The organism is Pseudomonas kermanshahensis (assembly GCF_014269205.2).
GTDB classification, from domain to species: Bacteria; Pseudomonadota; Gammaproteobacteria; order Pseudomonadales; family Pseudomonadaceae; genus Aquipseudomonas; species Aquipseudomonas kermanshahensis.
In genome coordinates, this window is sequence record NZ_JABWRY020000001.1 from 3,184,776 (window position 1) to 3,204,070 (window position 19,295).

At 60.6% G+C, this 19,295-nt stretch carries 12 protein-coding genes and 1 pseudogene; 6 read left to right on the forward strand and 7 right to left on the reverse strand.

The genetic code is table 11. The features are described 5' to 3' along the window. Positions 1-20: 20 nt before the first annotated feature. The 3 genes from HU764_RS27975 to HU764_RS14525 all read right to left on the reverse strand — a co-directional run bounded on the left by HU764_RS27975 (position 21) and on the right by HU764_RS14525 (position 10,123). The gene (locus HU764_RS27975; protein ID WP_338109084.1) at positions 21-4,148 is read right to left on the reverse strand and encodes an RHS repeat-associated core domain-containing protein; all 4,128 of its coding nucleotides are present in this window, start codon (positions 4,146-4,148) and stop codon (positions 21-23) included. 148 nt (positions 4,149-4,296) lie between these two features. Then, positions 4,297-7,308, reverse strand: coding sequence for a hypothetical protein (locus HU764_RS27715; RefSeq protein WP_225935654.1), 3,012 nt, complete (start codon positions 7,306-7,308; stop codon positions 4,297-4,299). Between the two features lie 301 nt (positions 7,309-7,609). Further along, on the reverse strand, positions 7,610-10,123 hold the full coding sequence (locus tag HU764_RS14525) for a hypothetical protein (RefSeq protein ID WP_186702733.1): 2,514 nt from the start codon (positions 10,121-10,123) through the stop codon (positions 7,610-7,612). Between the two features lie 158 nt (positions 10,124-10,281). Here HU764_RS14525 and HU764_RS14530 point away from each other — a divergent pair. Next, positions 10,282-10,530: pseudogene (locus tag HU764_RS14530) on the forward strand (hypothetical protein); the annotation flags it as partial. Positions 10,531-10,566: 36 nt separating this feature from the next. Here HU764_RS14530 and HU764_RS14535 read toward each other — a convergent pair. The 4 genes from HU764_RS14535 to HU764_RS14550 form a co-directional block, all read right to left on the reverse strand. Further along, entirely contained in the window at positions 10,567-11,208 is a 642-nt protein-coding gene (locus HU764_RS14535) for an alpha/beta hydrolase (protein ID WP_186676278.1), read from the reverse strand. Further along, entirely contained in the window at positions 11,198-12,373 is a 1,176-nt protein-coding gene (locus tag HU764_RS14540) for an MFS transporter (protein ID WP_186702734.1), read from the reverse strand. Before HU764_RS14540 ends, HU764_RS14535 begins: the two co-directional genes overlap by 11 nt. Before the next feature lie 189 nt (positions 12,374-12,562). Beyond that, positions 12,563-13,225 carry an RraA family protein gene (locus HU764_RS14545; protein ID WP_186676274.1) on the reverse strand — a complete coding sequence of 221 codons (663 nt, stop codon included), beginning with the start codon at positions 13,223-13,225 and terminating at the stop codon, positions 12,563-12,565. A gap of 59 nt (positions 13,226-13,284) precedes the next feature. Next, positions 13,285-14,634, reverse strand: coding sequence for an MFS transporter (locus tag HU764_RS14550; protein WP_186676272.1), 1,350 nt, complete (start codon positions 14,632-14,634; stop codon positions 13,285-13,287). Positions 14,635-14,810: 176 nt separating this feature from the next. Here HU764_RS14550 and HU764_RS14555 point away from each other — a divergent pair, with 176 nt between their 5' ends. The 5 genes from HU764_RS14555 (at position 14,811) to HU764_RS14570 (ending at position 19,046) form a co-directional block, all read left to right on the forward strand. After that, entirely contained in the window at positions 14,811-15,710 is a 900-nt protein-coding gene (locus HU764_RS14555) for a LysR family transcriptional regulator (RefSeq protein ID WP_099453863.1), read from the forward strand. A 99-nt stretch (positions 15,711-15,809) separates the two neighbouring features. Further along, positions 15,810-16,475 (forward strand): RraA family protein, encoded by a 666-nt coding sequence (locus HU764_RS14560; RefSeq protein ID WP_186702735.1) that lies wholly within the window; start codon positions 15,810-15,812, stop codon positions 16,473-16,475. Positions 16,476-16,854: 379 nt separating this feature from the next. After that, a complete protein-coding gene (locus tag HU764_RS14565; RefSeq protein ID WP_186702736.1) occupies positions 16,855-17,997 on the forward strand; it encodes a porin in 1,143 nt (380 codons plus the stop codon). A 131-nt stretch (positions 17,998-18,128) separates the two neighbouring features. Beyond that, positions 18,129-18,371, forward strand: coding sequence for a LysR family transcriptional regulator (locus HU764_RS27720; RefSeq protein WP_338109073.1), 243 nt, complete (start codon positions 18,129-18,131; stop codon positions 18,369-18,371). An 18-nt stretch (positions 18,372-18,389) separates the two neighbouring features. Continuing rightward, positions 18,390-19,046 (forward strand): LysR family transcriptional regulator substrate-binding protein, encoded by a 657-nt coding sequence (locus HU764_RS14570; RefSeq protein WP_225935655.1) that lies wholly within the window; start codon positions 18,390-18,392, stop codon positions 19,044-19,046. The last annotated feature ends 249 nt before the right edge of the window (positions 19,047-19,295 follow it).

Genomic DNA, 19,295 nt, shown 5'->3' on the forward strand with positions numbered 1-19,295 from the left:
GCCAGGCCTCGGCACACTCACTACCAGAACCGCACGCCGTGCGTGGCCACTGGCAAGTCGTGTTGCACGATGCTCAAAGACGGAAGCTTGGGCACTTTGACAGGTTCATGACCGCCCCCGCCCCTCGCACTGACCGTAGCCTCTTTTTTCTGCGCCAGGCTTATGCTGGAGTCGATCGTCGAATACAGAATGTAGGACTCAATCGTCGTGCTGGTAACGTAAATTGCGAGCGAGCCGAGCCGCGACGTGCCGGGTGTCGCGAGCGACGAGCGAAAATAATTGCCAATTCCCCCTAGCCAACCCGAGGTGGACGTGGGTTGTTCAGCAATTTCAACGGGGGCTGTCAGGTAGCTCCAAGCCCGCTTCCGAGCGCCATTCAGGCCGTTCCGAGCCAACCACTGCGCCGCGGGGTCCAAGTAGTTGTACTTAAAGCGGCTCAGGGCGCCCACGTTTTGAGGGCCAATAAAACCACTCACCGTGCGAGGGACATAAAGACTCCCCAGCGCGTTATCGGCAATCTGCCCTGCACGTCCAGCGCGTGAACCTGCGCTTCCAACGCGAGAGCCTGCACTTCCCACGCGTGAGCCTGCACGTCCAACACGCGATGCAGCGCTCCCCACTTTGGCACCGTTTCCGATCAACTTGGGCCCCTTGTGCGCGAACTGTAGCCCTTTGAAGCCAGACTTCATCACCCCGGCGAAGCCCAGACAACTCAATGCCCCCGTGACAACCGAGACGATGCCCAGCGCCTTGGACAATCCAGGGTTGGATTCCTCCGTCAATACCGACGCCACTTCGAAAGCGAACGACGCCACACTCATCGCCGTGACGAACGCCAGCATGGCCATCGTCAGCCCCCCGTTGAAAACGGTCAGCGCGCCGCCCGCCACGGCCAACGTCAGCGAAAACGCCAGGTCCCGCCAGCGGCTGCCAACCTTCATCTTCTGCGTGTCCTGCAGCGCCTGTTCGTAAGTGGCCAGCTGGTGATTCTGGTCCCAGCGGCTGAGCATGATCGCCCCGCTGGGGTCGTGTAGGTTGATCGGGTCCGGGCAGTGGGCGTAGTCGTTGAGCCCACCTTCACCGAACGGGCTGAGCCAGTCCGGCTGGGCATAACGGCGCAGCGTCGGGTCATAACTGCGGTAGCCATTGCCGGCGTGGTAGTGCCCGGTAAGCGGGTCGCGGCGCATGCCGTTGTAGCCGGCGACCAGCCCTTCCAGCGCCTTGCCATCGCCGAACGGCAGCAGCGGTGCCAGCTCCAGCGCGCCGTCCTTGAATTGCCCGGCGACGCCCGCGTTCGCGTCGTTGATCAGCCAACGCACCTCGTTATCATCGTACTGGGCCAGCCCACTGGACAGGCTGGTGGTCTGGCTGACCTTGCCGGCCTTGTCATAGCGGATTTCGCCGATCAGTTCATCGCCGTTGTAGCGCAGCTCACGGGTGCTTTCGTCGCCCTTGAGGTACTGCGCCACCAGGCGCTGGCTGCCGTCGTACTCGTAGCGGGCCAGCAACTGGCCGGCGCTGTCGCTGACCTTGTCGAGCTGGCCGGCGGCGTTATAGCTAAAGCGGTGTTCCCTGCCGTGGTCAGCGTCGTCGGTCAGGTAGCCATTGCTGTTCCAGGCCAGCGCGCGCTGGTCCTGGCCGCGGGTGATCCGCGTCAGCCGGGTCGGGTCGCTGGTCGCATAGGCCAGCTCCTCGGTCTGCGTCGTGCCATCGAAGCCGGTGGTGACGCAGCGGGTCAGGTTGCTCAGCGCGTCCCAGCTGAAGTCCTGGGCCTTGACCGCCGTGCCGTGGGCGTCCTGCGGGCAATGCTCGGCCTTGTCCGCCTCGCACTCATAACGCTGCAGGCGGTCGAGCACATCGTAGGTGAAGCGCTCGGCGCGCAGTAGCGTGCCTCTTTCGTAGCTCGCCTTGCTGGTCAGACGGCCGTCGCCGCGCCAGGTCAGGCACTGCTTGAAGCATTCGTTGCCGTTGTGCAGGAACCGCCGGGTGACTTCCTGGCCAAAGCCGTCATGCGCGCTGAGCACCTGCCACTGCCCACCGGCCTTGAGCGCCTGGGCCTGGCGTGACTGCAGCCGGCCCTGGGCGTCGTAACGGTACACCACCTCTTCGTGGTCCTGGCAGGTGCGCAGCACACGGCCCTGCTCGTCGCTGAACACGCGCTGCCAGTGGCCGTCGGCGCGCAGCGAGGCCAGCGGCCGGCCATGCAGGCTCAACCAGCGGCAGCCCTGGCGCTTGGCGCGCGGCGAGGTTTGCGCAACCCACTGCCGGCCGGGCAGGCTCGCGCTCCGGTAGGTCTGTGCCCAGTCGGTCTTCAGCGCGGCGTCACTGGCGGCCGAGGCCAGGGTCAGTGTGTCGTCGTTCTCGGTAAGGCTGGAGAGGGTGCGATCATCCACCTTGAAACGCAGGCCCTCGGCATTGCGCGGGGTGGTGAGGGTGGTCTTGTCGGGCAAGGTCACGCTATCGTCCATGAAGCTGTACGCGCGCCCGCCTACCGTGCGCGAGGTCAAGGTGCTGGGGTTATTCACCGTCTGTGTCGCCACCACCCTGCCGTCCACCTTGAGCTCGGTGGCATGGTTGCTCAGGCCATGGTAGCGGTACTCGACGGTAGAGCGGTCGGGGCGCGTGACCTTGGTTACCCGGCCCACGGCGTCGCGTTCGAGGTTATACACGCGGGTTTTCCCGCCCACGGTGCGGCCATAAGCGATGACGGCCCCCGAGTCGTCGAAGCGTTGGCGCACCTGCAACTGCGCTTGCCCAGCACCGTCGGTCACGTGTTCCACCTGCTCGAAGGTGCCGTCCTTGCAGTAGATGTAATCGAGGGTGCGCTGGTACAGGGAGTGCTCGTCGAAGCCCTCTTCGACGATGCGTTTGCTCAAGATGTCTTGATCCGCAAAGGGTTCAAGCGAGAACACATCGGGCGCCGGGACTTGCGCGTTGGCAGCCTCTTCTTCTTCTTTTTCTTCTTCGAGCCGGGCTCGTGTACCCGGCCCATCCAGGCCCCCTTGCTCCCTAACCCAGGTTTGCGGCCCCACGGCCGACACCTGCGGGGCCATCGCCACCACGGCCTGCCCGCCCGGCAAGTAGTCCCACTCGCAACTGGCCACTCGCTGCGACGTATCCAGCCCTTGCAGGCTGTATTGAGCCACCGGCACATAGTGCGGGGTGCCGTGCTTGCGCCACTCGTGCCCCCAGGCCCGTTGCAAGCCGTCCAGGTAGCTGCGGCTTATGTCCTGGTTCGCATGGGTGTGCATCGCGACCTTGCCATCAAGCGAATACACGGTGTCGATCTGCTCGTCAGGTTGCTGGTCCTTGTCCTTGTTCAGGTACTGGCCGGTGGCGTCCTTCTTGAGCCGGAAGCGCTTCTCTTGGGTCACCCGCCCCAGCGCATCGTACTGCCAGTGCACTTGCGTCCCTGGCTCTAGCCGACCCAGGCAGCGCCAGCCATGCCGTGAGCGCTGCACATTGCTGACCAGTTCGCTACCGTGCTCGGTGCTGCTGGTGACGCGTACCACGATGCCGTCATTGGTCGGGTTGTCTTCGAAATGCTGGACGCTCTCCAGTTTGAACATCTGCGCGCCCAGGTAGCTGCGCTGGGTATCCTTGACCGACCACTGCTTGACCTTGCTTTCCCCGCTCGGTGTAGCCTTGGGCGTGACCACGGTGATCTCGATGCTGCGCTGGCGCCACAGCAACCTGGCAGGCGAGTCGGCCAGCGCCCAGGTGGCTGTGGCGTCAAGCCTGTCGTTAGTGAGCGTGCCCTTGACCCCCTCGACCGTCACCACCTCGCTCAGCTCCAGCAGCTCCCGACTGCCACGCGTCACTTTGTTATAACCGAACAAGCGCAGGCCCTGGGGATTGCCGAAGGGGTCACACTGGTATTCAGCCATGACGGGCAACGAGGCATGCGCCGGGATGAACGGGCAGTTCAGGGCCGGCAGGTTGCCGAGGCCCTCCACACCCTTCAGCCCCGTGACATCCTTGGGCGTGAACAGGTTGCCGCCGGCCTCGGTGTAATAGCAGCGGTACAGCCGGTGCTCGTCGCTCTTGTGCAGCCACAGCACGTTGCCAGCCTTGTCCTCACCATGCGTCGCCACCTCCACCGTACGCCCCAGCGCGTCGCGCTCTGCAGGGGGGATATGGGCCACCATCCGGGTGATGCACGCAGCCAGTTTCGGTCGGTGGGCTCTTTGGGAATGTCTAAAGAACCATTTGCGCAGCGCCTTCTGCCGTTCGAGCTTCAGCTTGACAGTGCCTTTGTTGGCGCCGGCCTCAAGGCCGTGGAGCAGTTCGGCGAACTCATCGCCCACCCCCGTGTAGCGGTAGCCCTTGGTCACCCTGCGTTGGTCGTTCTCCTCTTCGGTCTCTTGTGTGGAGAAGGCCAGCCAGTGGTCTTGCCCCGAGGCAACCCCGCGCAACAGTTCGAAACGCACAAGGCGATCGCTGTGCATGACATTGCCGTGCACCAGCAGGTGATGCTCCCGGGTCGCATGCACACCGCTCTCGTACTCGACGCTGACGACCCGCTGGTCGGGCGCCAGGAAGTCCCCGTCGTAACGGTAGGTCGCCACCTGGTTCTCTTGCCCATCGCCTGGCACCAGGGTGTGCAGCGCAACCCGAGGCAGGCCCGGGCGCTGGTCTTTCTGTGTGGCGTACTTTGCCTGCCACGGCTGGTACTTCACGCACTCCACCGAGCCGTCCAGCTCGCGCAGGCTGCACAGCACCCGGTCCAGGGTCGGGTCGTCGTCGTAATCGCAGTCGACCTGCTGCAGCTCTCTGCCGTTTTGCTCGCGCCTGAGCGTGCGCAGCAGATAGTCTTTGAGCTCCAGCTTGACCTCGTACTGCTCGGTCTTGCTCTGCGGCCAGACCTGCATCTTTACCTGCGCGGTCTTCTCCTGCGGCGTGACGTAGTCCGCCTTGAACAAGGGTTCCGGTCAGTGGGCCTTGCCAGGTGATGGTGTCGCCGGTGACCGAGGCTGGCCACACTGCAGGGGGTTCCTTGTGGGCGACGACAATGGCGTAGACGAGCTTAACGGCGGCGGCGGCGTAGGCGTCGTCGTCTTCGGCGGCGGCGTAGTTGTCGTAGGCGTGGTCGTCGGCGGCGACGTAGGCGGCACCGGCGGCTGCGTATGCGTAGGCGTTGGCGTCGGCGTAGGCAGCGGTGTAGGCGTCGGCGGCGGTGCAGACGAGCTTAACGACGGCGACGTCGACGGCGTAGGCAGCGGCGTAGGCGTCGGCGTAGGCAGCGGCGTAGGCGTCGGCGTAGGCGGTGGCGTAAGCGGCAACGTCTGCTTTGGTTTCGGCTTTGGCGCTGGTGTAAGTAGCGGCGACGGCTTCGGCGTTGGCGGCGGTGTAGGCGGTGGCGTAGGCTCCCTGGGCGTCGCTGTTGTAGGTTTTTCCGGCACAGGCGTCTTTGCCGGCCCGGTCGCGGGCGTCGGCGGCGGCGGCGGCCGCGCGGCGGACGCCATTGCGGAGGGAATTCGCGACGTCGCCATTCGCGCGGAGGAAATCCGCGCGAATGGCGACGACACGGGCGGCAACGGTGTCTACGAAGTCGGTGCCTCCGGTAAGGACGGCTGCGGTGCCGATGATGGCCAAGCCCATGGCGCCGGGGCAATCATGGGGGGTCGACTCCATGGCGATGACGACGGCAGCAGCGGCGGCGAGGGCCGTTAACGTACCGACTTCGGCAAACGAGATGGCGACAGGGATACGAGCCTTGACACAAGCCTCCACATAGCTGATGTACGCCTCTCTTAGTTGCTTGGCCGCTGCCTGCCTCGGCACACACGCCATCACCCGGTAGCCTTTATCGCGTGCCGCCTTGTCCAAGCGAAACTCCAGCTCTGCGCCCTGCGAGCTGATGGTCACCCCCGTCCGCCCCTCGTCCGGCTCGAGGGTGACCTGCGCCGGTTCGGCAGCCTCCTCGCTTGGCCATTCATCGGCGTTCAGCAGTTCCAGCCCATAGTCCTCGGCTTTCCAGCCGTTCCCGTCGCCAACGTTATCCAGCGCGACCCGCAGTTCGGCGTGCCGCGGTAGCCACAGCTGCTCGCCGTCCTTGACGCACAACTCTGGCCACTGCTGCGCTTCGATGAAGCTGGCCAGCGCCTGTATCCAGGTTTCCTGCTTGCTGGGCATTTCATCGTCAGCACAATCCTGGGGCCTAAACAGCGCGTGGTGCAGCAAGGCCCCGTTGCCGGGGGGGCGCACGGTCACCAGCACGGCATCTTCGGGCGCCTTGAACGCCGACGCCAGCAGCGGGCCTTCGACCGTATAATCGTCACCCGGCAGGGTAACGACGATGCGCAGGCCGTCGCCGCGCTGTTCGAGCATCGACCTGGTCGTGTTGACGCGCAAGTAGGGCGCCACATCCGATTTTGCCAGCGCTTCGGCCCAGTCCTTCGGCCATTTGTCCTTGGCACGTTGCGCCTCGTCGCTCGGGCTCCAGGCAAAGTGGCCGAGCAGGCGCTGAGAGAACGCATCATAGACCCAGGCCTGCAGCGTGCTATCGCTAGGCAGCGCCGCGTCATCGAGGGTGCGACTGGCCCACCAGTTGACCTCGGCCAGGGTCACGCACAGCTCGGCGTGCTGCGGGCCCCAGAACGCGTTGTTCACCGCGCCCGGCGTCACCGAGCAGTCGGCGCCCGGCACCCCAGCTCGCAGCAGACGGCTGTCACGGTTGACCTGCGCGCACAGGGCCTGCACCCAGCCGCTGTCCGCCTCGGCGGTGAACAGGTGCTGCTCGTGCAGGGCCTGGGTCTTGAGGTCGCGTACCTGCAGGCTCAGGGTCTGCCCTTGAGCCAGCAGGAAGTTATGGTTACAGGCCAGCACCTGGACCAGGTTGCTGCTGAACGGCGCGGTGCTGAACGCCCGGTAGTCGGCTTGGCACCACAGGCGCGGCAGCGCGTGGCTGCTGGGAAAATCGTTGCTGCCGCCAAGGCCGTTGACCGCGATGGGCATGCCGGCCTCGGCGACCTTCTGGGCAAAGTCCTGAAGCCACTGCGTGTCCCGCAACTTGCCGGCCTGCGCGGTGTAGTCGATACGGGTCAGCTCGCCGGTGCGACGGTGCACCAGGCAGGCACTGACAACTTCGTCCTCGACTAAGGCGCGCTCGGCCTTGAGCGGACAGAGGCTGTACCAGCCACCTTCAGCAGTACCCGCCCGCTCTAGGCCGAAGTCCTGCATGTCGGGCAGGTAGCCGTCGGGTTGGTTGGTGATCAGGTAGGGCACCTGGAAGGTCTGTTTGGCGTCGATACTGCTTTCGGAAATGTTGTTTGACATTACGCAGAGCTCCATGCCGATCAGGATCATGGCGCCATTCTTGAACCGTTCACTGAGTGCCCACAACTGACAAAAATGCTAGGTAAACGCCCATATAGCCAGCGCAGTCCGCTTGACCCGTGCTGAAAGAGCGCCGCAAATGATCACGCAGTTTTCGCGGTGAAATCTGCGGAGGGTGCGCCGGTAAGACCTGATAACCAGGGCTTTACCCTAATGCCAGTCAGTTAAGCGTCATCGGCTGTTATTGGGGCTGCTGTGCAGCCGCGTTGCGGCAGATCGCGGGGCAAGCCCGCTCCCACAACGATGGATGACCATACTTTTCGTACAAAACCTAGACAGGTTTCATTGCCATGGCGCCTGTGACATTCGTGTTATAAGAATTCGCAAAGTGAATTGTCTTTGTTGCCACGTGATAGAAAGACCCGGAGCCTGGGCCATTGTTGAACCCTTCATGAAAAAGCCTATGGCCTGTCCAAGTATGACGATTTAATGGCAACTGTGCCCCGTATAATACACGCAGATCCGGGATCAAGTCGTCGTTCACAGGCAGGGCCGACTCCGCTCTGACAAAACTCTCGGCACTGACCAAATTGTAGCTGCCTGGGCCGATCAGCACCCTGAAGCAATAACTCACCTGCACCGGATAGCTGATGGTTTTGTTCGCCACATCGGTGATCGTGATGGTTACGTCGCCATTGCGTAATGGCCAGACACGACCGTCGGCATCTACCCGAGCAATGGCTGGGGTACTTGAAGCATAGGTATACGGAGGGGTGCCGCCGGTGGGCAATCGCTGTTGGGACCTTGCGATATTGCCATTGACTTTGGGCGGGATAACGGCCCAGGCATTGGCCACCATTTGACACATCTCGATGGCCCCTCCGCGCAGCACCATCGGGGCTTGGCTGACATCCAACGGGGCAACCAGCATCGCAGGCGTTGCGATTGTAAATTCCAGGTCCGCAGACGCACGATCAGGTGTGTTGGCCTGGGACACAATGTAGTAAACAACAACATCAATCGGGTTTCCATTGAGCGTCAGTTCAGCGGCAGGCACCTGGAACGAGGTCGGGGTATCGCCTGCGTCTATGTCTTGCGACTGCTCATGGTACCCCCCTTCCGAGGTTTCCCAGATCATTTGAAGCGTATAATCCCCCTTCACCGCGCATAGATCCGGCAGCGCGATATAAACACCGTGTGCAAACTCCTGCCGGCCGGGGTCCAACACATTATTGGAACCGGAAAGATCGGTTTCAGTGGTGGGCGCCGGCAGCGTCTCGGCAAGATAACCAACGTAGAATCGCTGGTATAACGACTTGACCTTGTTCTTGCCCCGCTTCACGGTGTAGTAGATATCCACATAGCCACCCTCCAGGGGCAGCAGGAACTTAGGCCCGTCCAAGCGTAACCGCAATTCACTGCCGACCTGGACTGCGGTGACACGATGCTTTCTGGGTTTGAATACCAGGCTACGACCGTCGGCAGCAACCCCGCGCATCACGACGTCAACAACATCACCCGTCATCAGATTGGCCAGTTGAGGAATGACCAGGTCTGCCACCGCCAGATCAGAGTCGATCCACCAGCCATTATCCACACTTGCGGCGCCGTCTATCGACACTGCGGGCAATGCGTTGGATGCACGCGTGCCGATGAAATCAAGGGTGGCTGACTGTGACAGCGTGACCGTATTATTGCGTTTTACTTCGTAATAAGCGCTGCCTGAACCATTGGCGAGGCCCCATAACTCCGTGTGGGGCAGTGTAAAGGTAAGCACTTCGCCAGCAGCTGTTATATCCACAGTTCCCAGATCGGATGCTTGAGCAAGGCCTGCTTCGGTAGTGGCTTTCCATTTGACGGTTACACTATCGCCTGGCTGGAAATTGCCGGGGTCAGCTTTAATTTCCAGCCCCCTGCTGCCATAAATGTCCAAATTGAAAGGTTGGACAATAGTGCGTTTCAGGTCTTCCAGATCGCTGAGGGTGGGTGCAGTAAACTTAAGCTTCGATACGGCGACCTGTACACGGGTGGTTACCGACCATTCGGACTCGTTGCCAACCTCATCATCGACGTAGTAATCCACTTCAAGGTCTTTGCTGTCTCCCGCTGCCAGTACTGTAGCCTCCGGCACGGTGACGACAATCGGCTTGCCCACGTGCGCCGCCTCCACGCTACGCTCAACGGTTTCATGGCCCCAATACAGTACGACCGTATCGAAGGGCGCCATGCCCGTGTAAGCCGCAATCGTCACTTGCACGCCGCTCTTGGCGTCGCTTTCGCCTGCCGGCCCCGTGGCCGGCGTTGTCAGGGTGGGTGCATTCAACGGCACAGGCGCTGCGTTACCCACATGCCCCGGTTGGCCGAATCGCACCTTAACAATCAACACCTGTGAAGTGCCCACAGTGCCATAGGCGCCAGCGCTGTTTTTGCGTGTAACGGAATACTTTACTTGCGCGTCATCTTTTTCCTTGATGAAGGCACTGGGCACGATCACTGTCAGATACTGGTTGCTCACGTCGTCCGCTACGACCTTCGCGGGTACTCTCTTGCCGCTCCAGTCTGCGATGATCCAATCATCCACGGCCATGTCCTTGAAGGCAGGGATGACGACCACCACGCCGTCGTCAGGGTCCCAGACTTCCTCGTGGTTGATACCCACATCCGCGATTGAGACAGGCCAGGTGGCACCGATGACCATAGGCCTTGGATAATCTGAAATCGCCTCTTTCGGATAGCGGTTCTTCAAGTGAAGATCAAACTCGATGCGCAGATCGTCAATGCCAGCAGAACTGCCTGGCACAATGCTATTCGGATTAACGGGGAGGGCTATCACTGTTGAGCTCATTTTTTTCAATCCTTCGATGCAGTTGGAGCCGTCCAAGGTAAGGAAAACAAACGCGCAGGTGCGTTCAGCAACGTTACACACACGGGAACACTTCAACACCTGGTAAAAGTGATAGTTTTGAGAGTGCCGGACACTGCATGACCACTACATTACCAACCCCCGAGATGCATCAGACGAAGAAAGGTAACCAATACTTCTTCGGCATGAAGGTGCATATCGGCGCCAAGGTCGAGCATCGGTTTCGGGTGGTCAGGCGTCAGTTTGGCTACGTGAAAGTGCGCTTTCGTGGGCTGATGTAAAACACCGCTCAGTTGACCACGCTGTTCGCCCTGTCGAACCTGTGGATGGCTCGACAACAGTTGATCGGAGCATCCCTAGGGAAAGCTGTGTTTCCCGCGAATGCCTGAGATACCAGGCAGCTATACATCAATCCTGCCTGGCTTTCAGCTTCTCTCGTTCAAATGCCTGACCACCTGGTCCGCTACCTGCGCCAGGCAGCCTTTGAAGAAGTGATTGGCCGCGCTATAGACAATGACCGGGCGGTGCTCTGGCCGTGCCCAATCAAGCAGGTTGGCCAGCGGCGCCATCTCGTCGTGCTCGCCATGCAGCAACAGGCAGCGGGAGGGTAACGGCAGCGCTGGGTAGAACCGCCCGCCAGGCACCTCTCCCACCGGCAGCCCCAACAACGCGACAGCATGCAGCGAGCTTTCCAGCGTGACCGCGACCCGGGCAAACACGTGCGCACCAAACGAGAAGCCGACGAGTGCGATGGGCAGCCCGGGGTAACGTTCCTGCAGGTGCCTGACGACGACAATGCTGTCTTCGGCCTCACCTACTCCCTCGGCATGTGTGCCAGCGGTTTGCCCCACTCCGCGAAAGCTCGGGCGCACCACGCGCCAGCCTGCAGCGCACAGCTTGCGGGCCAAGGTCAGAGGTACCACGTGGTGTGGGCTGCCGCCCAGCAAGGGTTGCGGATGGCTGACCACCGCAATGCCCCTGACGGGCAACACCGGTTCATCGACAATCAATTCGATCAGCCCGGCCGGGCCCGTGATCAGTTGTTCGCTTCGTGCATCATCGTGCATCGCTATCTCCATCGACCGCTATCGTTTCGTCCGTTTCATTCGGTGCCGACTTGGCTGCTGGCAACGCGCGCAACACCATCACTACCAGCCCGACATTGATCGCGGCCAGACAGCCCAACGCCATGAGCACCCCCATGGCACCGAAGTGCTGCAGCAGGTAGCCGCCAACTAACGGTGTCAGTGCCTGGCCGATCAGTGAAGGCCGCGACATCTTGCCCATCAACACCACGTACTGCGACGGTGGCATCAACGCCAGCGGTAGCAGGCCGCGCACGATCGCTCGCAGCCCGTTGCCCAGGCCGTAGAGTAACAAGCCTGCCGCTGTCGCGCCTGGCACAAACGCGACTAGCAATACGCCTACCGCAACCAGCACGACTGACACCAATGCAGTCCAAATGGGGTGACGCTTGCCTGCAAGCATCTGCAACACCCGCGAGGCGACCTGGCTCGGCCCCAACAACGCCGAAAGCGCGATGGCTGCAGCCAGCGAATAGCCCAGCCCTTGCAGAACGGCGACCAGTTGCACCGAAATGGCGGTCATGATGACCGCACCCAGCGCGAAGATCCACGTCAGTTGCAGGTACACGCGTCGGTTAACGCCCGCACTGCTCTGCTCGATGAGGCGCTTGCGCGGCGCTGACCGGACAGCGCTCGGCAGTACCTTGAGGTAGAACGGCGTGGTCACCAGAAGCACTGCGGCATAGCCGACACACGCGTAGCGCCAGCCCACATGCTCGATGGCAAATGCCACCAGCGGCCAGCACAGCGTTGTGGCAAACCCTGTAATCAGGGTGATGCCGGTGATGGCTTTACCCGCACGCTCGGCATACAGCGCACCCAATGTCGCGAACAGCGCTTCGTAGAGCCCGGCGGCCATGCCAACACCGATGATCACCCACGCGAGCAAAAACGTCGGCAACGTCTGGCTAGCCGCGATGATCAACAACCCGAGAGCAACGATCACGCCACTGCTGGCCAGTTGTGTCCGGCCACCGTAACGGGCAACCAGGCGGCTCGACAGCGGCGCAAGCAGGGCCGAGACCATCAAGCTCAGCGACAACGCACCGTACACCCACTGGCTGCCCCAACCGGTCTCGCGCGTTATCGGCTCGCCCATGACCGCCAGCAAGAAGAACGAGCCGCCCCAGACCAGAATCTGCAGCATGCCCAGGCAAAAAATGCCAGGGGCCCCGGGTAGACGAGCTTCGGCGTGCACGGTAAACCTTCAACAAGACGAACGAATCAGTGCGCGGGACGCACGCGCCTAGTTTAAGGCGATGCTGCGAGCGGTGCTAAACCCTCTGGGCATAACAGCTATTGACCCCTGCACCTGCAAGGGTCAGCACAATGCCACTTAGGACTTGCGTTGCAAGGTGTGGTAATTCAGCGCATCGCGCGCTTGCTTGAGGGTGCGCCCTTCGCTGATCAACGCACGGATATCCGCTTCGACTGCTTCGATCTGACGGGCAACCTGGGCAACCTCTTGCGCCCGCTCACGCGGCACTACAACAACGCCGTTGGCATCGGCAACGATGATGTCACGGGAGCAGACACGGGCCTGGCCGATGGAAACCGGCTGGTTGACCGATTCGACCTGGACACGGTCCTTGCCTGTGCGCATGAAACGCCCCTGGGTAAACAGCGGATAGCCATCGCCCAAGGCCTTGTTCACATCGCGGCAGACGCCGTCGATCACCGTGCCAGCAATCTTCCGGGCCCCGGCATACTGAGTCATGATATCGCCCCACACGGTGCAGTCGGTGCGGCCATCATTGTCGATCACCACGATATCGCCCTCAGCGACCTCTTCGATGAAATCACCAACGGTGCCCGGTGGCACGCTCGCCGATACGTACTTCACCGTGAACGCCGGCCCCACGACCACCTGCTTGTAGTTGTCCAGCGGCATCACACCAAAGCAATGGCCAGGCAGGCCGAGCTTGTCCAAGGCATCCGAGACGCCGGGCGTGTCCAGCCCTTCGAACAGTGCGACCAGCGCTTTATCTTCTGCGTGCATCATTAGCTCCTTTCAAACAGACGGATTGATCACAACGGGTGACACCACAGGCCGTGAGGTCACGCCTTTTGAGTCTTCGGCACCGGCTCCAGAATCGTCAGCAACAGTACAAAGCTGGCGAACGAACCAATCGCAAGGTAAGAGAACACGTAGTTCCAGCCATAACTGTCAAGCAACAAGCCGGTCAAAAACGGCGTCGCCGCGGCCCCCAGCTGCCCGACCATGTTGACGATGGCGTTGGCGACGGGGAACGTCTGCTTGGTCGCCAGTGCCATTGGGTAAACCATGTAAGAAGAGAACCCGAAGCTCAGCACGATGCCGGTCGCCATCAGCAACAGGCCATACGAGAACGGGTCGGCAGGCGAATGAATCAACAGGTACATCATCACCGAGGTACCCAGCGCTGAAAGCAGCATCCCAGGCTTGCGCCGCCCGCCCAACCAACGGTCCGAGCAATAGCCGCCCAACAAGTTGCCCAGCACGGCCCCAACCCAAGGCGCAGCCGAGACCAACCCCATGTTCATCAACGAGAAGCCTTTGACAGTGATCAGGTAGGTGGGGATCCAGGACAACAGTACGCTGGAAACACCCAGCTGAAAGCAGTACGCCAGCGCACTCCCCCAGATCAACCACGAGCCGAAGACCTGGCGCTTGGTCTCCAGCGCCGCTACCTCGCGCCGACGAATGAAGAAGTCCAGGCGCTCGAAGCCTCGCCCTGAGGTCGTCTGCACGGTGGGTTCAGTGCTGGCGACGTTGTCGCGCGGCGTTTCGTCAGTGATGTAATCAAGCTCCGCCTGATTGACGAAGCGGCTTTTCGAAGGGTGGTCGGCAATCAGAAAGTACCAAGCGATCGACAGCAAAATGCCCGGCACGGCGAAGAAATAGAACACCTCGCGCCAGCCCCACACCGCGATGATCAAGGCACACAGCGGCGGTACGATGACCGGGCCGAACTTGACCGCAGACAGAAAAATGCCTGAAGCAATGCCCTTTTCTCTCGGCGGAAACCAGTTGTTGATGGTGGTGGTCATGCTGATCGGCAGTGGCCCTTCGGCAAGGCCCAGGCCGAACCGATAGATTTTCAACGCCAGCAGTGAGCCTGCGGTACCCACCAACCCGGTCAGCACCGACGTCATGACCATGGCGGTCGGCAAGATCCGGCTCACGCCCAGGCGGCTGAAGGCCAAGCCTGCCGGGATTTGTGCCAAGGCATAAGCCAGCAGGAACAGGCTCATCAGCCCACCCGCTTCGGCGTTGCTCATCTCGAACTCTTTACGAATAAAAGGCAACGCCACGCCGAGATTGGCGCGGTCGGCGGCAGCGATGGTGTAGATCGAGAAGATCATGCCAGCCACGATCCACCGGTAACTGCTGCGCCCTTTGGCATAGGCAACTTCAGCGATCGACATAGGTACATACCTTTGTTTTTGTAATTCGGCGGTAATCTAGGCGCCGCAAAGGTAGAAAAAAAGCGACAAATACTCACCACTTATCATCACTTTTAGTGGACAATCGCTTTCACTCACCTGCCTTGAAATCACTTCGGGGCCGCTCTGAAACGGGCTTTTCATACCTGGAGCACGCGATGATCACGCTGAAGCAAATCGAGGCCATCTACTGGATTGTCGAGCTGGGCAGCTTTGAAGCGGCTGCCGCCAAACTCAACATGTCTCAATCGGCGATCTCCAAACGCGTGCAAGAGCTCGAGGATGCCTTTGGCGTAGCCATCTTCGACCGCTCGAAACGCAGCGCCCGGCTGACCCAAAAAGGCCTGGAGCTGCATGGCTGCGCCGTTGAAATGTTGCGCCAGCGGGATAACCTGCTGGAGCGCATCAGCTCTAAAGAAACGCTGGTCCGACGCTTCAGGCTTGGCGTAACGGAACTCACGGCGCTCACGTGGTTGCCGAACCTGGTCGATCAAATTCACCAGACCTACCCCAAGGTCGATCTGGAACCCTCGATCGAGTTGAGCACCGACCTGTTGCGCCGGCTCGAGGCTGACGAGCTTGACCTGATCATCGTGCCTGACATCTTCCGCGATGCCCGCTTCATCAGTACCCCGCTCGCCTCTGTCGAAAACGCGTGGATGTGCTCACCCTCGCTGTACCCGAGTGACGCGCCCATGGACTTGCAATCGCTGTCGTCGTTTACGGTACTCACCCAGGGAGGCAGCTCAGGCACCGGGAAAACCTACGAACGCTGGCTGGCGGAACATGACGTGCGGCTGACCAAGACACTCACCAGCAACTACCTGGTCGCACAAGTCGGGTTGGCGATTTCGGGTGTCGGGCTCAGCTACCTGCCCAGGCAATGCATGAGCTCGATGATCGAGCAGGGCCGATTGAAGGTCATACAAACCGACTTGCCACTGCCGCCGATCAGCTATGTCTGCGTGCACCGGGCTGACCGCTACCAAGGGCTCAGCAATGAAGTGGCGCGGTTGGCGCAACAGGCCTGCGACTTCACCCGGCTTATCATCACCTGAGGCGATGTTTTTTAATCAAAAAATATCGCTAAAAGTAACGGCAGTTCTCTCCTACCATCGACCCATACCCCACTGGGTCAAGCCATTCAGGAGATTGTCATGCTGTTACCCGGGTCTCGTATCCTGCCGTCGCCAACACTCGCCCCTGCGCATGTGATCGAATCGTTCCGATCGGTCGTCACGCCGCACATCAGCGACAACCTGGGTCGACACATTGGCGCGCGAGGGCTTAACCGCTACAACACCTCGGGCAAGCTGGTCGGCACTGCGCTGACCGTCAAAACACGCCCCGGCGACAACCTGTTCATCTACAAGGCACTGACACTGCTCGAACCCGGTCACGTACTGGTCATCGATGCCCAGGGTGACACCAACAATGCGGTCATCGGCGAGTTGATCAAGCTCTACGCAGAGCAGCGTGGCTGCGTTGGTTTCATCGTCGACGGGGCGATTCGCGACGTTGATAGCTTCAAGACCAGCCCTTGCTATGCACGGGCTGTCGTGCACTGCGGCCCTTACAAGAGCGGGCCGGGCGAAATCAACGTGCCGGTTTCGATTGGTGGCATGCTCGTCTCACCCGGTGACATCATCGTCGCTGACGAAGACGGCATCGTCGCGTTCCCCCAGAACCTGGCTGAACTCGTGCTAGGCAAAGCGCGCGAACACGAGGCTCACGAAGAGGCCGTCAAGGCAGAGATTGCCACGGGTAAACTGGACCAGTCGTGGCTCCACAAGGTGCTGGATAAGGCAGGCTTGTCGAACTGAAGTGAACTGAATTGCCATTCGAGGCTAGCCGGCGCGCCATCCAGCGTCGGCAAGGGCTCAACGCAAGCCTTGCCCTTTGTGCAAGGGCTTAACCATTTAGGTAAAGCGTGCCTAAACAGGCTCACTGAAATGCCTAATTCAGGTGCGCCTATCGCCCTCGCAGTGGCCGTGTGCACCCGTTTCCAGCGTTTCCAGCACACGCCCCACGCCTACCCGCACGCCCCCTACCATTCAACGCGTACATGTCTGCCTGTCTATTCAGGCCCTTTACGCCGCACGTTAGCCAAGAAACATAGGCTGCCCAAACAGTTAATGTTGGTCTGAGCAAACTTGATGGAGGCTGCGCACAGGGTTCATTGAGGCGCAAGGAGTCTCGGGCATGTGCATTTCTTTTCATCAGCAACACGCGTTACTGGCGATCATGGTGGTGAGCCTGGGCAGTGTGCAGCAGGCAAATGCCGAAGGATTTCCTGCATTGGCAAGGATCGCCCCAGGGTTCGGGTACTACAACGTGGATAAAGGCTATGACGACACCCTCAAGCTGTACGGAACCGTCGACGCCTTTGCCTCTTACCATGACGCGCAACACCACGAAGGCCTGCGGGTCGAGGGGGGTGGCGCATGGACTAATAAACTGGGCCTTTACCTGCGTAAGGCGGTCGCGGATGACACGGCACTGGAACTGGATATCGAAGAGGGTTTCAACCTCAATGGCGAAGCACTTGAGCATCACTGGAAGCAAGTGGGCTCGCTACGCCTGGCGGTAGCCGCGCTGCGCTCAAAGCGCTATGGCAAGCTGGAGTTTGGTAAAACGTACAACATGAGTACACCCAGCTACGCCGATCCGTTTCTCGCTGTATATGGGTCGCCCTACACCTTCCTGACCCTGCCGCCATCAGGCAAAGGTGCCTACTATCTGGACATGCGCCCCAAACATACCTTGGCTTACACCACGCCAACGCTAGGCGGGTTCAGCGTAGGCACGGCAGTCACGTTCGGCTTTGATGACACCGCAAGTGCGGGCAAAACTGTTCGGGGGAAAGGCGTGAAGCTCCAGTACGCCAACGCCAGGATGATGCTGCTGGGGTCATTCAACGACTACCTCAGCGACCCTTGGCAGGACAATGGCCAGCAGCGCCAAACACACAACCATTTTACAAGCGCCTCTGCGTTCTACGATTTCGGCCCCTTCTCATCCAGCCTGACGTGGCAACGCCAGGAGGTGGACCTGCACAACACCCCTAGCATGACGGCCTGGACGCTCGGCCTCATGGCACCGGTCGGTAAAACCGACGTTGCGCGTTTGCTGGTGGTGCAGCGTAATGTCGAAACAGGTGGCAAAGACGCCACAGGCGTGATGATTGGCTACGACCACTTTCTGAAGCCCAACTGGGCGGTTTATGGACGGGTAGCGATGATCCATAACAGCGCCAAATCGTCACTGAGTTACGCGGGCATCCCGCTCGAAGAAACGGGCGATGATCCCCGCAACCTGGCTGTCGGCATGTATTACCACTTCTAGATTGAGCGCCTGTGCCGCTGAAGTCTTGACGCCCCATCTTGATAGGTGAAGTCAAATCATTGAGCATGTCAGCCCCTGTAAACCCCGGTACAGGCTCGCTTCCCCACGCCAGAGCAAGGACCTGACTGCACGTGAAATTTCACCAAATCAGAGCATTGGTCGCAGTACATCAGACCGGTAGCCTCAGCGAGGCCTCTCAAGCGCTGCATGTCACTCAACCTGCATTGAGCCGATCGATCAAGGAACTGGAGAGTGAACTTGGCCTGTCGCTCATGCAGCGCTCGCACAAAGGCATGACCCTTACAGAAGAAGGGCGGCGCCTGATCCGTCACGCGCAGTCTTCGATGGAAAGCCTGCGACGTCTGCAACTATAAGCCGAAAACATCAAGGACATGCAGATTGGCGAGGTCACCGTCGGCGTGACCTCGTTGACCGCGGTGTTGAAAGGCCTGGGTACCAGCATTACCGCTTTTCAGGCGCGTAGCCCGCGTGTGCGGATCCGGTTGATCGAACTGCGCCCCTACCAGATCATCCAGCAGATACGCGACGGCACACTGGATTTTGCAGTGACCTCGCAGCAGCACACTCAACGCCTCAACCTCGACTGGGAAGCGCTAACCCGCATGCCCGGGCTTGTCGTTTGCCGCAAAACCCATCCCCTCAGAAATGCGCGCTCACTGCGCCACTTGTTGCAGGCCAGTTGGGTGAGCCTTGATGCGATGGATGATCACTCCTCGCAGTTCTACCAGATGTTCGAGGACAATCAGATTCAACTCCCTTCGCGGATCACCGAATGCTCGTCCGTACACTTGGCCCTGCACCTGCTGCACCACTCCGACGCCATCATGACACTGAGCGAAGCCGCCCTGGACAACATGCTGACCCACGGTTTGAGCGAGGACCTGGTCCAGGTGCGGGTCGAAGAGAGCATTCCTGAGTACCCCATCTATCAAGTCTGCACAGACCGGCACAGCATGACGACGTCTGCACGCGACTTGTACTACGAGATTCGTGCGACGCTGAGCACCAGCGAGCCGCTGCGCGCATGACCCGCGGCAGCATGTGGGCCCATTTGATATCGAATTAACGCAACGCTTTGCCGTTTGGTTAAGTACCCCGCCTGCCCTGCAGTATCAGGCGCGTATCCCCTGTTGTGATCGAACCTTGGCCCAATGTTCAGGTGCCTTGCTGTGCAGTGAAGGTGCAGGCGCTCGATAAAACGACGGCAACGGCTCGGTTTGAGTGCGCTAGCCACCCAGCAATCCGTAATGGATTAACCAATGGTTAAGTCGCGCCCA